Source organism: Bifidobacterium sp. LCP19S3_E9 (assembly GCF_052121135.1).
GTDB lineage: Bacteria > Actinomycetota > Actinomycetes > Actinomycetales > Bifidobacteriaceae > Bifidobacterium > Bifidobacterium thermacidophilum.
The window spans coordinates 1-20117 of the sequence record NZ_JBQKEV010000006.1 but is presented as its reverse complement, the minus strand read 5'-3'; the positions used below and the strand labels follow the sequence as shown (position 1 = coordinate 20117).

The 20117-nt window shown below is 62.0% G+C and carries 17 protein-coding genes and 4 tRNA genes; 17 read left to right on the top strand and 4 right to left on the bottom strand.

Features of this window, described 5'->3' with window-relative positions; all coding sequences use genetic code 11:
• Window positions 1–5: 5 nt before the first annotated feature.
• Together ACTQYB_RS04350 and ACTQYB_RS04345 are read left to right on the top strand one after the other, a co-directional pair.
• Window positions 6–3620 carry a helicase gene (locus ACTQYB_RS04350; protein WP_441482003.1) on the top strand — a complete coding sequence of 1205 codons (3615 nt, stop codon included), beginning with the start codon at window positions 6–8 and terminating at the stop codon, window positions 3618–3620.
• Window positions 3621–3824: a hypothetical protein gene (locus tag ACTQYB_RS04345; protein WP_015450998.1), complete on the top strand. Its 204-nt coding sequence runs from the start codon at window positions 3621–3623 to the stop codon at window positions 3822–3824. It begins immediately after the preceding gene.
• A gap of 88 nt (window positions 3825–3912) precedes the next feature.
• Here the strand turns inward: ACTQYB_RS04345 and ACTQYB_RS04340 are convergent, their stop codons facing one another.
• From ACTQYB_RS04340 to ACTQYB_RS04330, 3 genes are all read right to left on the bottom strand, one after another.
• Window positions 3913–4776 carry an SAF domain-containing protein gene (locus ACTQYB_RS04340; protein WP_441482002.1) on the bottom strand — a complete coding sequence of 288 codons (864 nt, stop codon included), beginning with the start codon at window positions 4774–4776 and terminating at the stop codon, window positions 3913–3915.
• Window positions 4777–5041: 265 nt separating this feature from the next.
• Window positions 5042–5233, bottom strand: coding sequence for an FmdB family zinc ribbon protein (locus ACTQYB_RS04335; protein WP_015450996.1), 192 nt, complete (start codon window positions 5231–5233; stop codon window positions 5042–5044).
• 115 nt (window positions 5234–5348) lie between these two features.
• Complete coding sequence (locus ACTQYB_RS04330; protein WP_441482001.1) at window positions 5349–5978, bottom strand: 5-formyltetrahydrofolate cyclo-ligase; 630 nt, start codon at window positions 5976–5978, stop codon at window positions 5349–5351.
• A gap of 230 nt (window positions 5979–6208) precedes the next feature.
• Here ACTQYB_RS04330 and ACTQYB_RS04325 point away from each other — a divergent pair, with 230 nt between their 5' ends.
• The 14 genes from ACTQYB_RS04325 to dapC all read left to right on the top strand — a co-directional run bounded on the left by ACTQYB_RS04325 (window position 6209) and on the right by dapC (window position 18070).
• A complete protein-coding gene (locus ACTQYB_RS04325) occupies window positions 6209–6886 on the top strand; it encodes a GNAT family N-acetyltransferase (protein WP_441482000.1) in 678 nt (225 codons plus the stop codon).
• A 69-nt stretch (window positions 6887–6955) separates the two neighbouring features.
• Window positions 6956–8398, top strand: a complete 1443-nt coding sequence (locus ACTQYB_RS04320; protein ID WP_441481999.1) for a hypothetical protein — start codon at window positions 6956–6958, stop codon at window positions 8396–8398.
• Between the two features lie 186 nt (window positions 8399–8584).
• A complete protein-coding gene (gene groES / locus ACTQYB_RS04315) occupies window positions 8585–8878 on the top strand; it encodes a co-chaperone GroES (protein ID WP_015450992.1) in 294 nt (97 codons plus the stop codon).
• A 161-nt stretch (window positions 8879–9039) separates the two neighbouring features.
• A complete protein-coding gene (locus ACTQYB_RS04310) occupies window positions 9040–9744 on the top strand; it encodes an AAA family ATPase (RefSeq protein WP_441481998.1) in 705 nt (234 codons plus the stop codon).
• Window positions 9745–10000: 256 nt separating this feature from the next.
• On the top strand, window positions 10001–11341 hold the full coding sequence (locus ACTQYB_RS04305; protein ID WP_441482052.1) for a transglutaminase-like domain-containing protein: 1341 nt from the start codon (window positions 10001–10003) through the stop codon (window positions 11339–11341).
• Window positions 11342–11441: 100 nt separating this feature from the next.
• Window positions 11442–12521 carry a histidinol-phosphate transaminase gene (locus ACTQYB_RS04300; RefSeq protein ID WP_101452464.1) on the top strand — a complete coding sequence of 360 codons (1080 nt, stop codon included), beginning with the start codon at window positions 11442–11444 and terminating at the stop codon, window positions 12519–12521.
• A gap of 249 nt (window positions 12522–12770) precedes the next feature.
• A tRNA-Tyr gene (locus tag ACTQYB_RS04295) sits at window positions 12771–12852 on the top strand.
• Window position 12853: 1 nt separating this feature from the next.
• Window positions 12854–12925: transfer RNA gene (locus tag ACTQYB_RS04290), tRNA-Thr, on the top strand.
• 5 nt (window positions 12926–12930) lie between these two features.
• Window positions 12931–13004: transfer RNA gene (locus ACTQYB_RS04285), tRNA-Met, on the top strand.
• A 51-nt stretch (window positions 13005–13055) separates the two neighbouring features.
• On the top strand, window positions 13056–13226 hold the full coding sequence (gene rpmG, locus ACTQYB_RS04280; protein WP_003814458.1) for a 50S ribosomal protein L33: 171 nt from the start codon (window positions 13056–13058) through the stop codon (window positions 13224–13226).
• 118 nt (window positions 13227–13344) lie between these two features.
• Window positions 13345–14544 carry a UDP-N-acetylmuramate dehydrogenase gene (locus ACTQYB_RS04275; protein ID WP_441481997.1) on the top strand — a complete coding sequence of 400 codons (1200 nt, stop codon included), beginning with the start codon at window positions 13345–13347 and terminating at the stop codon, window positions 14542–14544.
• 232 nt (window positions 14545–14776) lie between these two features.
• Window positions 14777–16396 (top strand): amino acid permease, encoded by a 1620-nt coding sequence (locus ACTQYB_RS04270; RefSeq protein ID WP_441481996.1) that lies wholly within the window; start codon window positions 14777–14779, stop codon window positions 16394–16396.
• 10 nt (window positions 16397–16406) lie between these two features.
• The gene (gene fdxA / locus ACTQYB_RS04265) at window positions 16407–16733 is read left to right on the top strand and encodes a ferredoxin (RefSeq protein WP_015450985.1); all 327 of its coding nucleotides are present in this window, start codon (window positions 16407–16409) and stop codon (window positions 16731–16733) included.
• 158 nt (window positions 16734–16891) lie between these two features.
• On the top strand, window positions 16892–18070 hold the full coding sequence (dapC, locus tag ACTQYB_RS04260; protein ID WP_441481995.1) for a succinyldiaminopimelate transaminase: 1179 nt from the start codon (window positions 16892–16894) through the stop codon (window positions 18068–18070).
• 159 nt (window positions 18071–18229) lie between these two features.
• Here dapC and dinB read toward each other — a convergent pair whose 3' ends face one another.
• The gene (dinB, locus tag ACTQYB_RS04255) at window positions 18230–19582 is read right to left on the bottom strand and encodes a DNA polymerase IV (RefSeq protein ID WP_033505986.1); all 1353 of its coding nucleotides are present in this window, start codon (window positions 19580–19582) and stop codon (window positions 18230–18232) included.
• A gap of 119 nt (window positions 19583–19701) precedes the next feature.
• Between dinB and ACTQYB_RS04250 the strand changes: the two genes are divergently transcribed.
• Window positions 19702–19789 (top strand) — tRNA-Ser (locus ACTQYB_RS04250).
• Window positions 19790–20117 lie beyond the last annotated feature (328 nt).

Genomic DNA, 20117 nt, shown 5'->3' with positions numbered 1-20117 from the left:
CGAAGGTGAGTGAATCCATCCAGTCTGAGGAAGCACTCAGGCGTATACGTCATTGGCGTGACGACTATCGCAACGCCTTGGCGCCGTCTCCGCTTGAGGATATCAGCCAGCTGTCGGCGCAGCTTGATTTGACGCACGCGCATCCTTCAGGTATCGCCCAGCTGTTCGCCAGCGGCAAGGCGCCGCTTGATTCCCTGTTCCGTGACGCCGGCATGCTCCGGGCTGCCGGACGTCGTCTGGAACGCGTCTACGAGGACCAGACCACGAAAAGCCGGCTCAGCGGAGTCGCCGAACTGTCCATGGTCGTTGGCGTGGCAACATGGTCCGGAAAATCCGTCCCGGTGCTGCTGTATCCGGTCGATGTGACGCGCAAGCCGGGCGGCGGCGAAACCGACGCAACCATCAGCTTCACGGGTCGCGGCCGGCTCAACCCCTCGTTCGTGACCGCCCTGCATGATCAAGGCGTCAACCTCGACGAAGACGAGCTGTTCGACGGCTCCAACTACCCCAACGGCACCCCGGAGACTTCCGCAGTGTTCGCCGCGATTGAACGGCAGGCCCGCAAGGCGTTCACCGATTTCAACATCGATCGGTACATCATCGTCGGCTGCTTCATGGATCCGAGCGCGCAGATTCTGCTGGAAAGCCAGCGGATCATCGACGCTTTGCGCCATGGGGCCAGCGGCAACACCATTCTTGACGCGCTTGCCGGCTTGCCTCAGGCGCTTCACGACATCGAAGCCGATAAAATCCCCGAATTCAGCCCGTTCGACGGCGATCCGCATGCCGAATTCGAAATAGGCGATGTGGACAACACCGTGCGGTATGCGGCCAATCTCGCCGCAGCCGGGCATTCCATCATCGTGGATAGCGAGGTCGGCAGCGGCACTGCCGCCCAAGCCGCGGCCATCGCCTCGCGGTGCGTAATGAACGGCAAATCCGTGCTCTATGTCCCATGCGTGGCCGAGCAGAAGCGCCGCTTCACCCGGCTTATGGGCGCCAACAGCATGGGCGATATGGTTCTTGACATCGCCGACGAGCAGGGAAACACCGCCATCGACAAGCAGCTGATCGCCGCGGTGGGCTACCGCGCAGGCAACGCGGCAAGCCGTTTCGACCAGCTGTCCGACGAGCTGGTGGGCGTGCGCTCGCGGTTGACCCGGTATCTGGGCGACCTGCACGGCGTCAACGAGCGTTGGGGTGTCTCGGCATACCAGACCATCCAGAACCTCGCGAGCATCGCGACATTGCCGACCCACCCGGCGACCCACGTGCGGCTGAGTCAATCCGCCGCTCGCACCCTCAACGGGCATATGGACGAGTGGGCGCACAAGCTCACCACCGCCGGCGAACTCGGCGAATTCACGATCGGCCCGGACGATACCGCTTGGTATCAGGCGTCCTTGACAACCGAAGACCAGGCTGTCGACGCGTATCAGCGGGTTGTCGACGTCATGCAGAAACTGCTGCCCGCCACCCGCGAGCAAGTGGCGACCACCGTGCAGACCTGCGGATTCCCTGTGCCTACGACAGCGCAGGAGTGGGGACGTCAGGTGACGGTGTTGAAGAATCTGCGCCGCGTGCTTGACGTGTTCCAGCCGGAGATCTTCGAACGCGACATCGACGCGATGATTGAGGCGAGCAAATCCAAGCAGCAACGCAAGGCCGAAGGCTCCGATCTGGGCTTCTGGGAACGTCGCCGCCTCGTCAAGGAAGCCAAGAGTCTGCTGCGTGTCGGCGCCCAGGTTGAGAACTTGCATGACGCACTTGTCGTGGTTGCCAAGCAATCCGAGCAATGGCATCTGTTTGTGCCTCACGGCGGCTGGCCGGTGCTCCCGCCGAAGCTGGACACGATTCTGGAAACCCAGGACGCTCTGATGCGCGACATCACTTCCCTCGATGCGGTGCTGGCCACCACGCCGAAGGGCGGCAACCTGGAATCGCTTGATTTCAACACGCTTGAGGAACGGCTCAAGGCGCTGTACAACGACCACATGGCATTGGACACCCTGCCCGGCCGGTGCCGTCTCGAACAGGATTTCCGCTCCGTCGGGTTGGATGAGCTGGTCGACGATTTGCGGGCGCGCCACGTTCCCGTGGAAGCGGTTGAAGGCGAGCTTCAGCTGTCGTGGTGGACGACCGTGTTCGAGGACATCGTCAAGGAATCCGCCATCATCTCGAATCAGGACGGGTCCGCGCTGCAGACAGCCGCCGACCGGTTCGCACAGGTCGATACCGAGCATGTGCGCTCGATCGGCCCGATGATTCATCAGGAATCCATCCGCAAGCTGTGCGATCTGCTGTTCTCGAAAACGCAGGAGGCAAACCAGCTGCACACTGTGCTCGCGGGCGGGCAGAGCACCCCGTTCAACCGTGTGCTACACGACCACCCGCAGATTATGGCGCTCGCCAAGCCGGTGCTTATGGGTACGCCGTCCACACTCGCGGCGCTGACCGATCCCGTCCCGCTCGCCGATGTGGTGATTATCGACGCCGCAGCTCATCTGCCGGCGATCGAACTGCTCACCATCGTCTGCCGCGCCCGTCAGGTGGTGCTCATCGCGCATTGTGCAACAGTAACTTCCCCGAGCGTGAAAGCCTTGATCGGCATCCTGCCGCATGTTTCGGTACGCTCCCGCCTGACGCGGCGTTCCCCGCAGCTGTCGGTATTCCTGCGCAAGGAAGGCTACGGCGAGATTCGTCATGCCGCGCCGACGGAAGGCATGCAGGGCACGGTTCGACTGCACCGGATCGAAGGCACGGGCGTACCGGTCATCTCTTCCGGACTCGTAGAAAGCAGTCAGCAGGAGATTTCCACGGTCACTAAGCTGATTTGCGACCGTGCCGGGTCATTCACCGTGGTGCCCGTCGACTACATGCTCACCGTCGTGACGCTGACTGAAACGTTCCGTTCCCGTTTGGGCGCAGAACTCAAGTCCTTGGCGACCAAGGACAAGGCGATGGGGCGGTTCCTCAGGCATGTCCGGCTGATTGGCATCGACGAAGTCGCCGGGGCACAAACCACAGACGCCATCCTTTCGATGTGCTATGCGAAAACCACGCACGGCAGGCTGTTGCAGCAGTTCGGCCCGCTTGAAGGCAACGGCGGCAAGGGCATGCTGCTTGACGCCGTTGCACTCGCCGACCGCAATCTTGATATCGTCTCCTCCTTCGGTCCTGAGGATCTGGATGATGAGCGTCTTCACCAGCCTGGCCCGCAGCTGCTCAAGCGATTGTTGCAGTGGGCGGAAACGCTGGATTCCAGTGCGCTGCGTCCGCAGCCTGCGTCGGCCGGCGACAATGTCCTGTTCAACGATTTGGCGGACCGTATTCGCGCCCGCGGGCTGGACGTTGCCGTGGATTACGGCTTCTCCGATGGCATGCGCATTCCGCTGGTCATCGGCGTCAAAGGCAAGCCATACGCGCTGGCAGTGCTCACCGATGACGCCCAGTTCATGGGCATCCAGTCCACGCGTACCCGCCACCGCCTGCTTCCGCAGGAGTTGGCTCAGCTTGGGTGGTCGGTGATGACGGTATGGAGCGTCGCCGCATTCGTCAACCCCGATAAGGAGGTTGACCGCATGGTCGCCCGTATCGGCACGCTGTACCGGGAGGCATGAATGCCTTCGTATGATGCGCACCGTCGCACGCCTCGCCGTCATCATCGTGTCACGATGAAGGGCACTGAACGCTTCGATGCTGATGGCGTCAAGTTGGAGCCTTCTGACGTGCAGACGCGCGAACAGCGCGATGCCGACGACGATCAGCGTATTCTCGGCGAATTGCCGCCGCACTGGGCCGTGTTCAACGAGCGCGGCCGGTAATTCGCTGATTCGCCGGCTGCATCGCCGGGTTTCACGCGCGCCTGGGAGTTGCCGCTTGGGCGCTGCCTTGGGTGCTGTGTGTCGGTTGTCACTGAGCGCCCTGATCCGAAGCCGATTGCGCAGCCCGTCGCGCTGCGATGACCGGCAGGCCATCCGGCAAACGCATAAGCGCGAGCGCCTCTTCGGGACGCATGGCGATGGCCGTCTTGCTGTCGGTGCCGGGCGTGACGCCGTCTGAAGAGTCCGAAGGGACGGTGATGACGGTGGCTTCTTGTGCAATCACACACGGTTGGCCGGGCTGGCTGTCAGTTCCCGCTGACGCATCCGCGGACGGATACTCCTCGGGAGTTTGCGAAGGTGCTTGAATTTGCGGTTGTTGGGCTTGTGGTTGTTGGGCTTGCTGCCCGTCGTCGGTTCCGGCGTTTTCTGCAGTCGAAGATGAAGCCGAATACCCAATCGCATCGCAGGATTGACCGACAATCAGGTCGACCGTATCGCCCGCAACCATACTGTCGGGTTGACTGGCCAGCGGTGTTTCGATGACCGTGGAACCTTCCGGTGGTATAGGACGGCCGCGGATATGCGATGCCAGAATGAGTGTGCCGGCTGGCATATCGACGAGCGCGATTGACGATTCAACCTGAGCTGGTGTCGCCGGAGCCTGGGCGAACGAGGCATGCGCGGGCACGCTGGTGGTAGCCAGTTGCGTGGCGTGAAGCCGTTCCCCGCGGCTGACGTGTGCGGTGGTGACGAGCATCGGCTGGGTGCGCACCGTCGCCATCACACATTGGAGCACGCTGAACATTGCCAGCCCTGCGAGTAGTGCGCTCGTCAGTCGTCGCGTCCGAGCAATCAACCGCCGTCGGGCAAGACTCATCCCGCGTCGGTGTTTGCGTTTGGTGGCGTCGGATTTGACGGAGGCGGCTGCGAATGTGGTCTGTGATGATTCCATGTCACCATCCGACCATGTCCAGACGCGGCTACGCAACCGTCACCGGGGAATGTGGTCAAAAGTCGCGGATTATTGATTACTCCGTCTGATGGCGTCTGGATTTCGGCTCGTCATCGCCTCCACTGATGCCGGCGCGGAAACCACGTCCGCCTGAGCCGCTGCGCCTGCCGGTATCGTCGGATACGGCAACGCCCCCGCTGGATTGTCCGCGGGGGCGCCACATGATTGATTTCGCCGGAACCTGACGGTTCAGGACTCAAGGCGGTTACTTCGATGAGCTGCCGCTGTCGGTGCGGTAGAAGCCACTGCCCTTGAACTCAATGGACGGCGCGGCATAGACCTTGCGCACACGTTCCTGTCCGCACTGCGGGCATACGGTGATCGGGGCGTCGCTGAATGACTGCTGTTCGGTGAAATCATAGCCACAGTTCTTGCAACGGTAATGATAGGTTGGCACGGTGTTCCCTCCACGAGAATCGAAAGGTCGGTACGTTTCGTAATCCGTACATATCCTAGTCGATTCGGTGACACTCATGGTGTTCTCGTATTGCGAACCGGGATAAGCGCGCGAATCAGTCAAATATCGTCAGGCTTTCCGGGGTGAGGATACCGCCGACCGGCACGTCATGTGGGTCGCGCGGCAGGTCGTGCACGTTCGCCTCCCACGGCCAGCACACGCCGATGATGGTGGCCTGGGGGGAGGCGTGCAGCAGCGCACGGTCATACCATCCCGCGCCGCGTCCCAGCCGCAAGCCGTGCGAATCGATTGCGAACGCCGGAACAAGAATGAGTTCGGCTTGCCCGAGGCTGTCCGACGCAAGGGCTGGACCTGAGGGTTCGCGTGGACGCAAGCCGCCGGAAGCGCTGCGCGGCATGTCGTGGAGCCGTTCAAGAGCGTCCAGTTCGCTCCATGCACAGACCAGTTCCTTGCTCGATCCGAGTCGGGGGACCAGCACCCGCATCCCTTGGCTGAGCAGGCGTTCGAGCACTCCGTCAATCGGAGGCTCCGTGCCCATAGATACGTACGCGGCGACGGTTGTCCCACGGGCAAGCGGCGAGACCAGCGGTTCGGCTTGACGGGCGAGCGAGGCACGCGCATCGGCAAAGGCTTGGGCGCTCAGCGTTGCTCGACGTTGCAGGGCTTGATGTCTTGCCGCGCGTTTCGCCTGTGCGCGTGCTGCCGTTAGGTTCGCGGTGGGCATTGCGGAGTCCGGCGTCGCATTTGGCCCAGTGGTTGTCGGTATTGCAGCGGTTGTCGCCGCCGATGCGTGGTCGCTCTGTGTGGTTGTCATACCTCACGGATATCACAACGCGTGGAGACGGCGGTTCATCCCCGAATCGTACGAAGAAACGGCATGATGATGTCTCTGGATGATCTCGCACGATGATTTGACGCGGTGCTGTGGCGCGACGGTGTGGCACAATGAAACCGATGTCTGTTCTGCAATCATTCCGCGACATCATGCACGGCAGACCGCCGCGCGAATTCGTGATGCCGAAGTCCCTGACCGCTCCGGCCGATGCCACGCCGATTGAACTGCGGCCCTGCACGCTTGACGATGAGGATGAGCTGCAAACCTTGCGCTGGCGTAATCAGGCATGGCTGTCCCCGTGGGATTCCGACGATCCGCTTGGCGGCCCGGGGCTGACCTTCAACCAGTGGGTGCGCGAATTGCGCAGGCGGGAACGCGACGGTTCGGGCGCGCTGTTCCTGATCACGGAACACGGGCGTATTGTCGGGCAGGTGTCGCTGGGTGCCATCACGTATGGCGCGATGCGTACCGGTCTGGTGGGGTATTGGGTTGATGAGGCGGTTGCCGGGCGGGGTATCGCACCGCTTGCGGTCGCCATTGTGGCGGATTGGGCCTTTGATTGCCCGGATGGACCACGGCTGCATCGCATTGAAATCGCGATTATTCCGGACAATCATCGTTCCCGTCGCGTGGCGGAGAAGCTGGGCGCCATCGACGAGGGGGTGCGTCGGCAGTACATGCATGTCAACGGCCGTTGGCGCGATCACGAATCGTATGTGTTGTTCGCACAGGAGCGTCCCTCTGACGGTCTCGCTGCAGCGTTCGCCGCGCGTGGTCAGGTGCCGCCATCTGCCTGATGCGCGGCTGCACGACACGCCCCGGGACTGTGCTGCTATTTTCAGCTTGGTCACCTATTCTAGGTGATTATGGATTATGAAGGTGTCAGCGCTATTGTTGTGCTTGCGGTGCTGATACTTTTCATCGCCGGATGGCTGCCCACAAGGACAGCTGACAGCATGAAGCGGGTGATCAGGCGCCGCCAGGACAAATATTCGCCGTCGCTGCATCTGATTGATGAGCACAGCGGTACGAGGTTTTCGGACGGTCATTCGCCGGTGACGAAAGGGGCTGTGATGCGGCCAGCACAGGCAAAGGGGGCGCGGGTGTCCCATGAGCATATCGCCGAGGTTCGTCGTCTGCGTAGGGCGTCGATCCGCCGTCGTCGCATCATCGCATGTGTGTTGTTGCTGGCTTGCGTTGTCGTGGGCGTGCTGTCGTATCTGTTGCATTTCTCCCCGTTCTATGTGCTGATCCCGGCTGGATTCCTGGTATTGACGATTGCTCTGGGAGCGCGGGCGAGCTGCCATGCGCGCGCGTGGGAGACCAAGGTGTCCAAGCTGTTGACGCAGGAGCGTCGCGAGCGCACGCGTTCCGGCAAGCCGCAGACCGCAGCAGCGGAACTTGTCGCGGCAGCCAAGGCCGTCGATGGCGTGTCGGGCAGCGTGTCCGAAGGTATTGAGGCCGCGGAGCATTCCGCCCCGGCGCCAGCCGATCAAGCGCCGGTCGATCAGACACCGGAAGCCCAGGCGGATGCCGTGGAGACTTCGCTGATGGAACAGCAAGAGATTCATCGCGCAGTTGAACAGGGCATTGCCGAACGCGACCGCAGGTTGGCGCGCAGAGCGTCCCGTCAGTCCGTAGCCGCTGAAACTGGTCCGGAAACCGGTTCCCATGACCGCAAGGATGCCGCAGGGCAAGGCGGACAACAGCACGCTGATGCCGGGGCGGTGCGCGATATCCGGGACGATCGCGGAGCGAACGGACGAAATGATGCTGATGCCGCCGCGCAAGCCGGGGCCGACGATACGAACGCGCGTAAAACGCAATCTGCCACACCTGCCGAGCCGGCTACCGCCGAGCATGGCGAATCCGCCGGTCCCGCCGAACCCGGTGCGCGCAAGGAGCAGGCTGAACATTCTGAACAATCTGAACAATCTGAGCCTGCCGACCAGACGCGTGAACTCAGCCAAGTGAGTCCTGCATCTTCGCTGGACGTGTTCGATATGGCTGCCGGTCGTCATCAGGACCTCATCTCCTTCTCGTGGGGCGCACCGCGCAACATCGAAGAACATGCGGAACAGGATGCCCCGGAAAGCTTGGAAATCAAGTCAACCCGGCAAGTCGCCAAAGCGGTTCCGGTCAAGGAACACGCGCAAGAGCGCACACAGGGCAAGCACGGCGACACGCCGGTGAACAACGCGGAATCCTTCCATCATGCCGAATCGAACGCGCATGTGGATGTGCCTGAGGAAACGACCGATTCGTTGGGTCACGATTTGCGCGCCGTGCTGCAGCGCCGCTCTTCTTGACTCCTGTAATCGTTGTGATTCCTAGGGTTTCACTCTCAGCGTTAGCACTCGAGTTGGCAGAGTGCTAACAACGCGCTACGATGAGGTGTAGCGCAAAGGGACGGCGCCGATAGTGATCGTCAGCCTCTTGAAAGCGATGTCCTGGCGCGGGAAGTATCGATTTCTCTTAGAAAGAGGAGGTCCACAGTGTCGATCTCACTCACACCGTTGGAAGACAAGATCATTGTCAAGCAGGCGGAAGCCGAAACCAAGACCGCTTCGGGCCTGTTCATCCCGGACAACGCCAAGGAGAAGCCGCAGCAGGGTGAAGTTCTGGCTGTCGGCCCCGGCCGTCGCGACGACAAGGGCGAGCGCATCCCGATGGATGTCAAGGTCGGCGATAAGGTGCTGTACTCCAAGTACGGCGGCACCGAAGTGCACTATCAGGGCGAGGATTATCTGATCGTCTCCGCCCGCGACGTGCTCGCGATCCTGAACTGACGTTCCGCGTCTTGTAAGGCCTCGGCTTATGCCGGGGCCTTTTTGTTTGCCCGGCCAGATCCGACGCGACGCGCGGCGTGGACCGGGCGGTAAGATGACTTTGGTCGTGCGTTCTGACACGACATCTGCTACGAGGCAGGGGACAGCATATGGTCACTGCGATGGGAACCTCACAGGCGCGGGACGTGCTGCATGCCGTGGCCGACGCGTTGAACGCGGTGCTTGTATGCCCGCGCGAGACGGTGGAAACGACGGTTCTGACCTTCGCCGCCGGCGGTCACGTGCTGCTCGAAGATGTTCCGGGAGTCGGTAAAACCACGTTGGCGAGGGCTCTGGCTACGGCAATCGGCGGGACGGTACGGCGGATCCAGTTCACTCCGGATTTGCTGCCGGGCGATTTGCTCGGCATGAACGTGTATTCGCGCGCCACGGAGTCCTTTGCGTTCCATCCTGGCCCGATTTTCGCCAATATCGTGATCGCCGACGAAATCAACCGTGCCGATCCGAAAGTGCAGTCCGCACTGTTGGAGGCGATGGGCGAGGGGCAGGTGTCTGTGGACGGGCAGACGCATCATCTGGAGCAGCCGTTCATCGTTGTCGCCACGCAGAACCCGATTGAACTTGAAGGAACCTATCCGCTGCCTGAGGCACAACTCGACCGATTCATGATCCGCATGGGCTTCGGGTACCCGGTTGCCGGGACGGAGGAGCGGATGATGATGTCGGATCATGCGTCCAGACCGCTTGAAGGATTGCATCACGTCGCGGAACGCCACCACGACACGGGGGCAATCCTATACGACGACGGGCATCTATCTCGATCCAATCACCTCGTCCCTAGGCTTCCAACAAATCGACACCATTGAGAAAGCCGTGTTGACCTTGCGCGACACCGGCCATCTGACTGTGTCGCCTGCCGCCACGGCCAATGCGGAACGCGCACGATGGGTGTCCTCGGGGGCCGCGCAACGCGCCGGTGATCTGCTGCTCATTCCCGTCGCGAGCAGCGACGGCATCCTGACCGTCGCAAATTCCGACACTTTCGACGGGGCGCTCGCCTACGAATGGTCGAAAAACGGGTACAGCGGCGATGCGAATTCCGACGATCCGGGAAGTGCCAGTATGTACACGCTGAGCACGTCGTTCGCCAATGCCATCGGTTTCAATCCAAACAAAGACAGTGCCGTGCTCGTGCGTGATTCGGGCAGTAGGACCTGGATGCTTGCGCTTCCCGCCACCGTGGGTGCAGCTGATTTCTCGGACGCCGATGCTGTCACGTCACTGTTCGCCAAGGCGGGGATGACCGTGTCGTCAGTGATATCGGTAGCGTTGGAAAGCGGGCTGGTCGACGGATCCGACCCGTTCGCCCGCATCGACGCGCTCGATAAAGCTGTGCTCGCCCACTACCGGTCACTTCCGGCGAAGCTGCCGTCCGGCGTCAAGGCGGTGATCTCCCAAGCGAAGGCCGATGGCATACCATCCGAGGGATCCACCTTCAACGAGCAGGAACAGGCGTTGCAATATCTGGTCAGGTATTTCTCCTCGAACGGCTTCACCTACTCCCTAGACGTGCCGGGCGATGAAACTGGCGATGACAGCAATATCGCGATGGTCGGCAGCTTCCTCAAACGCAAAAGCGGCTACTGTGCGCATTATGCGAGCACATTCGCCATCCTCGGGCGGGCGCTCGGGGTGCCCACACGCATGGTGCTCGGCTACAGCACGAGCGGGGTGGTGGATGAGAACGGGTCGTACAGCGTCAGCGCGAAACAGCTGCACGCTTGGGATGAAGCCTACCTGTCGGGGGTTGGCTGGGTCCCGTTCGATGTGACCCCGGCGGCATCCGAGGAATCGTCCGATGCCGGCCAAAGCCCCTCTTCGGCTGCGTCGTCATCAAACCCGTCAGAGTCATCCTCGCCTTCAGCTTCACAGTCCGCTTCGCCGTCGGTTTTCCCCTCGGCGTCGTCATCGGGTTCCATTGGCGGGCCCACCTCCCGGACGCAGGGTCGCGATGACGCTTCTCAGACGGGCTTACCGGTCCGCCAGTGGATGGTGTTCCTGGTGGCTGTCGCGGGATTGGGAGCGCTGTGCTGCGTCCCGATGGACATACGTTCGCGCAGGAGACGTCGCCGGTTACGGGCGTTCGATCGTGCGGCGTGTGGGGGATCGGACGACGACACGCCGGTCCGGTCCGCGTGGATCGGCGCGTGGCGCGAGCTTCAGGACACCGCGTGGGATTGCGGGGCGCGATGGCCTGCAACAGCCACGGATCGGGATATCGCCGATGTCGTAGAGGCCGCGCTCGCCTGCGAGGCGGCCGGAAAGGTTGCCGGTCGGGCCGCCGCGTGCGTATTCGGGCACGGTGATGTTCCAGCGCCGTCGCTCAAGGATGCCGCCGATGTGCGCGCAGCTGTGGAAGGCCGCCGCCGGTTCATGCCCATGTCGCTGTTCCGTCGGCGGTGAAGACGTCTGAAGCGACACGCCGCGGGGCTGATGTCCGCATGGTGACCTTCCAGCGGGTATGTTACGGGGAGATTGACGCCGCCGCGTATAGGATTGAGTCATGGCATACCTACATCGTGCAATCATTGATACCATTCCCAGCTACAAGCAAGGCAAGCCCGCACCGAAGACGCCGGGTCTGACCGCGTACAAGATCTCCAGCAACGAGAATCCGTACGAGCCGCTTGCCAGCGTTAAGCAGGCCATCGTCGACAAGGCCGTCGGCCGCATGAACCGTTACCCGGACATGCGCGGGACAGCGGTTGTGGAGCGTTTGGCCGACCAGTTCGGCGTCAAACCGGAGAATGTCGTTCTGGGCTGCGGATCCACCGAAGTCATCACCCAGCTGGTCAATCTGGTCGCCGGCCCTGGAGACGAAGTCGTCTACCCGTGGCGCAGTTTCGAAGCCTACCCGATTATCGTGGCGAACGCGGGTGCGACCAGCGTGAAAGTACCGAACCGTCCCGACGGCAGCCATGACATCGATGCGATGATCGCCGCCATCAACGAGCGCACGCGCCTGATTATCGTCAACAATCCGAACAACCCGACCTCCACATCCTTGTCCGATGCGGATGCGCGCAAGCTCATGGCCGCCGTGCCCAAGGACGTGCTGGTTCTGTTTGACGAGGCGTATATCCAGTTCAATACCGCCGCCGACACGAATGTCGCGATGGACCTGTTCCGCGAATACCCGAATATCGTGGTTGCGCAGACCTTCTCCAAGGCGTACGGGCTTGCGGGTCTGCGCATCGGCTATGGTATCGCCCCGGCCGATGTGATCGACGGCATGCGCAAGGTGGCCATTCCTTTCGGTGTCACGGAGATCGCCCAGACCGCGGCACTCGCGTCCATGGATGCCTATGACGAGCTGGACGAGCGTGTCAAGGCGCTGGTTGCGGAACGTGCACGTGTGGTCGCGGCCTTGCGCGCTCAGGGATGGGAGTTCCCTGAACCGTACGCGAACTTCTTCTGGCTGCCGATCGGTGAGCGTACTGACGAGGCGGCGGAACACTTCGTCAAGGCGGCGTTGTCCGTGCGCGTGTTCAGCGGCGAGGGCATCCGTATCTCGATTGGTGAGCGTGAGGCGAACGACCGGGTGATCAGCGTCTGCGCCGACCTCAAGCGGCTTGGATTCTGATCGGCGGACGCGCTGCGGCGGTGTTTCGGACGTGCCGTGGTTGCGCTTGGGCTGCTGGCGGCTGTGTTGTCGTCGTGCGGGTCTGATGCGCGGGCTGTGCGGGCCTGGTGTGCGGCCACGGCGTGTCGCCTGAAATACCGCCGATTTGGCGGGGCGATTTCCGGCTTGCGACACGCCTGATTTGCATTTGTCCCGCAAAAATGCCATTATAGCCAAGTTGCCGGTTGCGGCTAGGTCGCTTGCGGCAAGGGCTGGTTTCCCAAGCGGTCAAAGGGACCTGACTGTAAATCAGGCGCTTCGTGCTTCAATGGTTCGAATCCATTACCAGCCACGCCTCGATAGCTCAGTGGTAGAGCACTTCCTTGGTAAGGAAGAGGTCGTGAGTCCAATTCTCACTCGAGGCTCTCATGGCGGGGTAGCTCAGCTGGCTAGAGCGTACGACTCATAATCGTAAGGTCAAGAGTTCGAGTCTCTTCCTCGCTACAAAGGCCGGCGACACCGCCGGTAAGCAATCGACCACAGAGGTGAACCAACATGGCAAGCAAGAGCGCCGACATCCGTCCGGGTATCACGCTGGCATGCACGGAGTGCAAGGAGCGTAACTACATCACGACCAAGAATCGTCGTAACACTCCTGACCGTCTTGAGCTGAAGAAGTTCTGCCCGCGTTGCGGCAAGCAGACGGTTCATCGCGAAACCCGCTGAATCTGTTCGAGCGTGGTATCACGCTTGCGAGAAAGCCTGACTTCGGTCAGGCTTTTTTGTTATCCGCCGACCTCGGGCGGGACGCCGTCTCGGCAAGCCTGCGGCTAGTATGGCGGGTATGACCACAGAGCACAGCACCACGACGTTCGCCGACCTGACCACCATTGGTGTGGGCGGGCCGATCCGCACCTTCCTGACTCCCGATACCCGCGACGGTGTCATCGACGCCGTGCGGCAGGCCGATGCCGCAGGGTTCCCGCTTAGCGTCATCGGTGGAGGTTCGAATCTTCTTGCCGCCGATGCCCCCTTCGACGGTGTTGTCGTGCGGGACGCGCGCCAAGACATCCGTTTCGGTTCGCCGCAGGCGGACGATACGGTCGCCGTCAGCGCGGACGCCGGCTGCAACTGGGATGATTTCGTCGCCGAAAGCGTCGCCCACGGGCTTGAAGGCGTCGAGGGGCTCTCGGGGATTCCCGGTACGGTCGGCGCGTCGGTCGTGCAGAACATCGGCGCGTACGGCCAGGAGGTCGCCTCCAGTGTTGCCCAAGTCGAGGCTTGGGATCGCGAGGAATCACGCACGGTGACCCTTGACCCGCAGCATTTGCGTTTCGGATACCGCATGTCCGCGCTGAAAGCCAGCATGTACGACGCTCCTGCGCAGCCGTCCGACAGGTTTTTCCCGACACCGCGCTTCGTGGTCCTGTCGGTGACGTTCCTTCTGCACCGCGGGGCGGAAGGCACCGTCGGCTATGGGCAACTCGCCAAGGCGCTCGGCGTTGAGGTCGGAGATCGTATGCCGGTTGCGGCGATCCGTGACGCCGTGCTCAAGGTGCGCGCCGCCAAAGGCATGCTGGAAGACGCTCACCGCTATGGCATCCCGGTCATGGCTGGCGCCAAACGTGCCGACACCGTACAGGCGGCATTACAAGCCCAGCGTGAGGCGACCGGCTCGGACGACCCGGATTTCAACCGGCACAGTTGCGGCAGTTTCTTCATGAACCCGATTCTCGACGACACGCAGGCGGCCAGGCTGCCTCAGGACGCCCCGCGCTTCCCCGCCGTGTTGCCGTCGGGCGAGCCCGGCACCAAGACTTCTGCGGCATGGCTCATTGACCATGCCGGATTCCACAGGGGGTACGCCGTCGCAGCCGGCGCCCCGGCGAGCCTGTCCACGCTGCACACGCTCGCATTGACCAATCGCGGTTCGGCGCGCGCTGCGGATATCGCGGAACTCGCCCGGACGGTCCGTGACGGCGTCGAACAGGCGTTCGGCGTGCGGCTGGTACCCGAACCCGTGCTCGTCGGTGTCACGTTGTGACCTCCTGGGGCCGCAGCGACCGTGGCAGGCCGGATTCGCCGGAACAGACCGGATCAGACCGGATCCGGCACCAGCCAATCTGGGCTCATCAGGTGACAATCAATCGGAAATCGCCGGATTGTGGCCATGACCTGCGCCCGCCGTTCAGACGGCAGTAGAATCAGACGCCGTGCGAACCGCCACCATCCGTGGCATACCACACAGCGCATTGAGGAGAGGATCTGAGAGCTGTATGCATCTTTTCAGAACGAAATCAGTTGAGCAGACGCTCGCGGAAACAGGCGACAGCGAGCGCAAGCTGGTGCGCACGCTCGGTGTGTGGGATCTGGCGATGATGGGTGTCGCGGTCGCGGTCGGCGCGGGCATATTCTCCGTGGGCGCCCAGGCGATCGCCTATCATGCGGGTCCTGCGGCGATTCTGAGCTTTCTGATTGCCGGTATCGTGTGCGGTGCGGCCGTCATGTGCTATGCGGAGTTCGCGTCGATGATCCCGGTCGCCGGGTCCGCATATACCTTCACCTACATGACGATGGGGGAGCTGGTCGCCTGGGTTATCGGCTGGGATCTGATCCTCGAGATGCTCATGGCCGGTTCGGTCATCGCGAAATACTGGGGCGTCTATTTGAACGACTTCCTGCATCTGATCGGCTGGAACACCACCACGCAAGTGCAAGTCGGCGGATTGACCATTGACCTCGCCCCCTTGGTGATTGTGGCGTTCTTCACCGTGCTGCTGGTGCTCGGCACCCGGTTGTCCACGCGCGTTGACGGCGCGTTGACGGTGCTGAAGATCGGCATCGTACTGTTCGTTGTCATTGCCGGTTTCTTCTATGTCAAAGCAAGCAATTTCACGCCGTTCATCCCGCCTGAACAGCCGGCTTCGAGTGTTCGCGGCGCGTCGGCGAGCGGGGCGATGATGCAGCCGCTGTGGCAGTGGATGACCGGTATGAAGCCCACTGTCTACGGCGTGCCGGGTATTCTGTCGGGCGCGGCGCTCGTGTTCTTCGCCTTCCTGGGCTTCGACGTGGTCGCCACCGCCTCGGAGGAGACCAAGGACCCTGGCCGCAACGTACCGCGCGGCATCGCCTTGGGCATGAGTCTGGTCACTGTGCTGTACATGCTGGTCGCCGTGGTCACGACCGGTATGGTCTCCTATAAACAGCTTGCCAAAGCGGACAGTCCGTCCCTGGCCACCGGCTTCGAGTTGGCGGGGGCCACCTGGGCGGCGAAAATCATTTCGCTGGGCATCGTGATCGGCTTGACCACCGTGGTTATGGTGCTGCTGCTCGGCCTGACGCGTGTCGTGTTCGCGATGAGCCGCGACGGTCTGCTGCCGCGAGGCCTGTCGAAAGTAGGCAAACACGGCACTCCGGCGCGCTTGCAGATCGCTGTCGGTCTGATTGTCGCGCTGGTCGCGTCCTGCTTCGATATCGATATTCTGGCGGATATGGTCAATATCGGTACGTTGTCGGCGTTCACTCTGGTGGCGCTCGGCATCCCGATTATGCGGCGTAAGCGGCCAGACCTGCCGCGCGCCTTCCGCATGCCCGGCAATCCGTGGGTGCCAGTGCTGATCGCGCTCGCGAACTTCTGGCTTATGCTCAATCTCAGCGTGTTGACTTGGTTGCGATTCCTAGTGTGGCTCGCCATCGGCTTCATGATTTACTTCGGCTACTCGTACCGGCATTCGCGGCTCGGCAACGGCGAGTTGGTCGATCATTTGCCCGGCGGAGCAGGTGTGCGGGCGTACGCACCCACGTCGTCAGTGTCTGCGGCGTCTTCACCTGACTCGTCGGTTCCCGTGTCCCCTGCGTCCACGTCCCCGACCGTGGGTAGTGTAGATGGCGAATGAGGAGGTAGCCATGGCCTATGTCATTGCCCAGCCGTGCGTCGACGTCAAGGACAAAGCCTGTGTCGACGAATGCCCGGTGGATTGCATCTACGAGGGTTCACGTTCGCTGTACATCAATCCCAACGAATGCGTGGATTGCGGTGCCTGCGAGCCGGTGTGCCCGACCGAAGCCATCTTCTACGAGGACGATCTTCCCGAGGAGTGGGCCTGGTACAAGGACGCCGCGGTGAGTTTCTTCGACGAAGTCGGCGATCTGGGCGGAGCGTCAGCGGCCGGCCCGATCGGCAAGGACCCTGCGCAGGTGGCCGCCCTGCCACCGCAGAACCAGGAGTCCTGAGAACATTCAGGCGTGTTGGACGGCCGCCGCACCTTTCGTGTGACGGCCGTCCTCGTATATCTCGTCATCACCCGTCGCATCTTGGCTTGGCTGAGCGTCGGCCGGGCGCGGCGGAAACCCAGACGCAACCCCGCGCTGGGGCGGAGAGGAGTAACATCATGGGATTCGCGGCATTCGATAACACCTACGATTGGTCGAGACTCGCCACATACCGGCAAACAGCCATGAACACGCCGAACGGGCAGATTGACTTGTCTGTCGGTTCCCCGGTCGATCCGGTCCCGCAATCCGTGCAGCGTGCGCTCGCCACAGCCGCCAACGAACACAACGCCTTCGGATACCCCAAGACCATTGGTACCGATGATTTGCGCGGGGCGATCGCCCACTGGATGCGCGTGTGCCGCGGTGTCGACATGGACGCGGTCGGCGCCGGTGTTGTTCCCACGGTCGGATCCAAGGAAGCGGTGGCGCTGATGGCCTCACTGCTCGGTCTCGGCCAGGGGGATGTCGTCATCCAGCCGAAGGTGTCCTATCCGACGTACGAAATCGGCACGCAAATCGCGGGAGCCTCAGTACACAAGGTCGACGATGTCGCCGACACGGATTCCTGGCGGACCATCCCCGGAGTTAAAGCCATCTGGATCAACTCCCCGTCCAACCCGACCGGGGCGGTGCTGTCCGCCGACCAGCTTGCCGGCATCGTCGCAGCGGCGCGCGAGATCGGCGCTGTCGTGCTGTCCGACGAATGCTACGCGATGATGGATTGGCGCACTGCTTCCACTCATGATGACTCCAACGAGGCGCAGGCTGCGAATTCCTTCTCGCTGTCCTCCACGCCGTGCGTGCTGTCATCCGCGGTATGCGAGGGCAGCGCCAAGGGCGTTCTCATGCTGTATTCGCTGAGCAAACAGTCGAATATGGCCGGGTATCGCACCGCGTTCATCGCCGGTGATGCGGGCATCATCAAGCACATGTCCGCATATCGCAAACAGCTCGGCTTGATTATTCCGGGACCCGTGCAGGCGGCGATGGCTGCCGGACTGCGCGATGTCGCATCCGTGCACAATCAGTGGAAGCGCTACCGGTATCGCCTTGAATCGCTTGTCAGCGCGCTGCGCGATTACGGCTATGACGCGCACATGCCGCAGGGAGGGCTCTACGTGTGGGTCAAGGCGTTGAGTGGTGACTGCTGGAACGATATGGCGGCGCTCGCTGATTTGGGCATCGTCCCCAGCCCCGGCGAATTCTACGGTGCGCCGGATTCGTTGCGCTTCTCGTCCACCGCGGATGACGAGACCATCGAACTGGCGTGCTCGGCCTTGCGACACGCCGCCTGATTGACGGTTGATCGGGATTGCAAGCGAAAGACAAGCTAACGGCAGTGAGGTGGGTCTGGCGGGTCTCCTGACCGGTCGGAACGTCCGCCGGAGAGGCGCTGCTTGTCGGCTGTGGGTTGTGCGGCTGTGGTCATGTAGCGGTTAATCCCGATTTCGGGGCTAATCGTGGTTCGATCGATGCGAGTCCGGGGCGGTGCGCGAGTTGGACACCGCGCGATGCCGTGTATCCTGTCCCTCGCCAACGCCAAGGCTAACCGCGCCGAGCCCGTAGCGTTGCCTCACGGCATCCATCGCCTGTTCGGCGTCGCGCAGCCGATTCGACCGCGATTCTCCGCTTGCGGATTCATGCTCCTCAAGCATGTCCTCCAGTGTCGGTTGGATGATCGCACCGCGTGCCTGAATCAGGCCGCTTGCGCTGATGCCCGCCAGTCGGATTTCCTTGGGGAGCGGGGTGGTATCCGGCGTGTCGGGGGCGAGCCCCAGCGTGGTATTGAGCAGTTCCACTGCCTGGGGGTAGAGGGTGCTTGCCGTGTCCGCAGGATGATCCATGGTTTTTGCCCGTGTCGTGTACGACAAGTCGGCATAGCGCAGTTTCACGGTCAGGGTACGGGCCATCAGTCCACGTGTGCGTAGGGAGCGTGCGACCTCATCGCAGCAGCGTCGCAGCAGGCCGCGCACTTGGCGAGCGTCATGCGTGTCCTCATCGAAGGTGCTTTCTGAACCGATGGATTTCTCAGGCGTATGTGGGGTGACCGTGCGTTCGTCGAGCCCCCAAGCCGCCATGTGCAGATTGTGTGCGGCAATGGCCGAGCCGGTGGCTTGCGCGAGTGCGGTTTCGCTGGTGGTGGCGAGGTCGGCGACGCTGGTGATACCCCAGCTGTTGAGTTTGCGTTCCAAAGACGGCCCGATGCCTGGAATGCCGCGCAGAGGCATCATCTGCACGAACTGTGCCTGACGGTTGACCGGGATGAGCAGCATGCCGTCGGGTTTCGCGTTGGTGGACGCCATTTTCGCGACCAGTTTGTTCGAAGCGATGCCCACCGAGCAGGTGATGTGATAGCGCTGTGCGACCTGGGCGCGGATCCAGGCGCCGATGCGGCTCGGCTTGCCCCACTGGCGCAATGCGCCGGATACGTCCATGTAGCCTTCATCAACGGATACCTGTTCGATCTGGTCGGTGATTTGACTGAACACTTCGTCGAAGATGCGCCGCGACATCATGCGGTAATAGCTCATATCGACGGGCAGGAACACGCCGTTAGGACATAACTGGCGGGCGCGTGCGGTCGCCATCGCGGAATTTACACCGTACGCGCGGGCCTCGTAACTTGCTGCGGATACGACGGAGCGTGTTCCGGTGCCGATGATCACCGGTTTGCCTTTGAGACGGGGATTGCGGGCGATCTCCAGTGAAGCGTAGAAGGCGTCCATATCGATATGCAGCACCGTGCAGCCGGTTTCGTCATGTCCCCAGTCTCGTTTGGCGGCTTGAAGTCGTGGTGCGGTGCTCATGCATCCATCCTAAGCCGGAGAGGGGTTTTCGGCTGCAGGCGGCGATGGGCGTGGCGTGATGTGCACTCGTCGGCGAAAGGTGGTATGGTAATGTGATGTTGCGCTCAGCGACGCAGCATGGAGTCATGCCTGAGTGGCCGATAGGGGCACCCTGCTAAGGTGTTAGTCGCATTTAGCGGCTCGAGGGTTCGAATCCCTCTGACTCCGCCCATGGGCTTCCGGACAATCCCGGAAGCCCTTTTTTCATGCCCGCAAAATCCTTGCAAAACCCGGGGTTATCGGCGAAATATGTGTCCGGCGGTGGAGCGCGTGGGTCTTGATTATTGTTCCGGTCTCCGCGCGCGTCCTGTATGCCGTGTCATGCACGGCTGAGCAAATATTGACGGAAAATTGCCGTGACTGGCCATGTTCTGCGGCTATCGTATGCGGGCTATAGGAACTAAACGTGGTGTTTTAGACTTCCATTTTTGGTTAGTGGACGTGTCCTTTGCGGATGTAGAATCCAGGTTCGTTCGTCGGATCGTCGTGGTTGTTC

Excerpts from the sequence above, each read along its gene's own strand:
- ACTQYB_RS04340 (WP_441482002.1), bottom strand. The coding sequence starts at position 4,776 with ATGGAATCATCACAGACCACATTCGCAGCCGCCTCCGTCAAATCCGAC.
- dapC (WP_441481995.1), top strand. The coding sequence starts at position 16,892 with ATGGGATTCGCGGCATTCGATAACACCTACGATTGGTCGAGACTCGCC.
- ACTQYB_RS04305 (WP_441482052.1), top strand. The coding sequence starts at position 10,001 with ATGTACACGCTGAGCACGTCGTTCGCCAATGCCATCGGTTTCAATCCA.
- ACTQYB_RS04275 (WP_441481997.1), top strand. The coding sequence starts at position 13,345 with ATGACCACAGAGCACAGCACCACGACGTTCGCCGACCTGACCACCATT.
- ACTQYB_RS04300 (WP_101452464.1), top strand. The coding sequence starts at position 11,442 with ATGGCATACCTACATCGTGCAATCATTGATACCATTCCCAGCTACAAG.
- fdxA (WP_015450985.1), top strand. The coding sequence starts at position 16,407 with ATGGCCTATGTCATTGCCCAGCCGTGCGTCGACGTCAAGGACAAAGCC.
- rpmG (WP_003814458.1), top strand. The coding sequence starts at position 13,056 with ATGGCAAGCAAGAGCGCCGACATCCGTCCGGGTATCACGCTGGCATGC.
- ACTQYB_RS04345 (WP_015450998.1), top strand. The coding sequence starts at position 3,621 with ATGCCTTCGTATGATGCGCACCGTCGCACGCCTCGCCGTCATCATCGT.
- dinB (WP_033505986.1), bottom strand. The coding sequence starts at position 19,582 with ATGAGCACCGCACCACGACTTCAAGCCGCCAAACGAGACTGGGGACAT.
- ACTQYB_RS04270 (WP_441481996.1), top strand. The coding sequence starts at position 14,777 with ATGCATCTTTTCAGAACGAAATCAGTTGAGCAGACGCTCGCGGAAACA.
- ACTQYB_RS04325 (WP_441482000.1), top strand. The coding sequence starts at position 6,209 with ATGTCTGTTCTGCAATCATTCCGCGACATCATGCACGGCAGACCGCCG.
- ACTQYB_RS04330 (WP_441482001.1), bottom strand. The coding sequence starts at position 5,978 with ATGCCCACCGCGAACCTAACGGCAGCACGCGCACAGGCGAAACGCGCG.
- ACTQYB_RS04310 (WP_441481998.1), top strand. The coding sequence starts at position 9,040 with ATGGGAACCTCACAGGCGCGGGACGTGCTGCATGCCGTGGCCGACGCG.
- ACTQYB_RS04320 (WP_441481999.1), top strand. The coding sequence starts at position 6,956 with ATGGATTATGAAGGTGTCAGCGCTATTGTTGTGCTTGCGGTGCTGATA.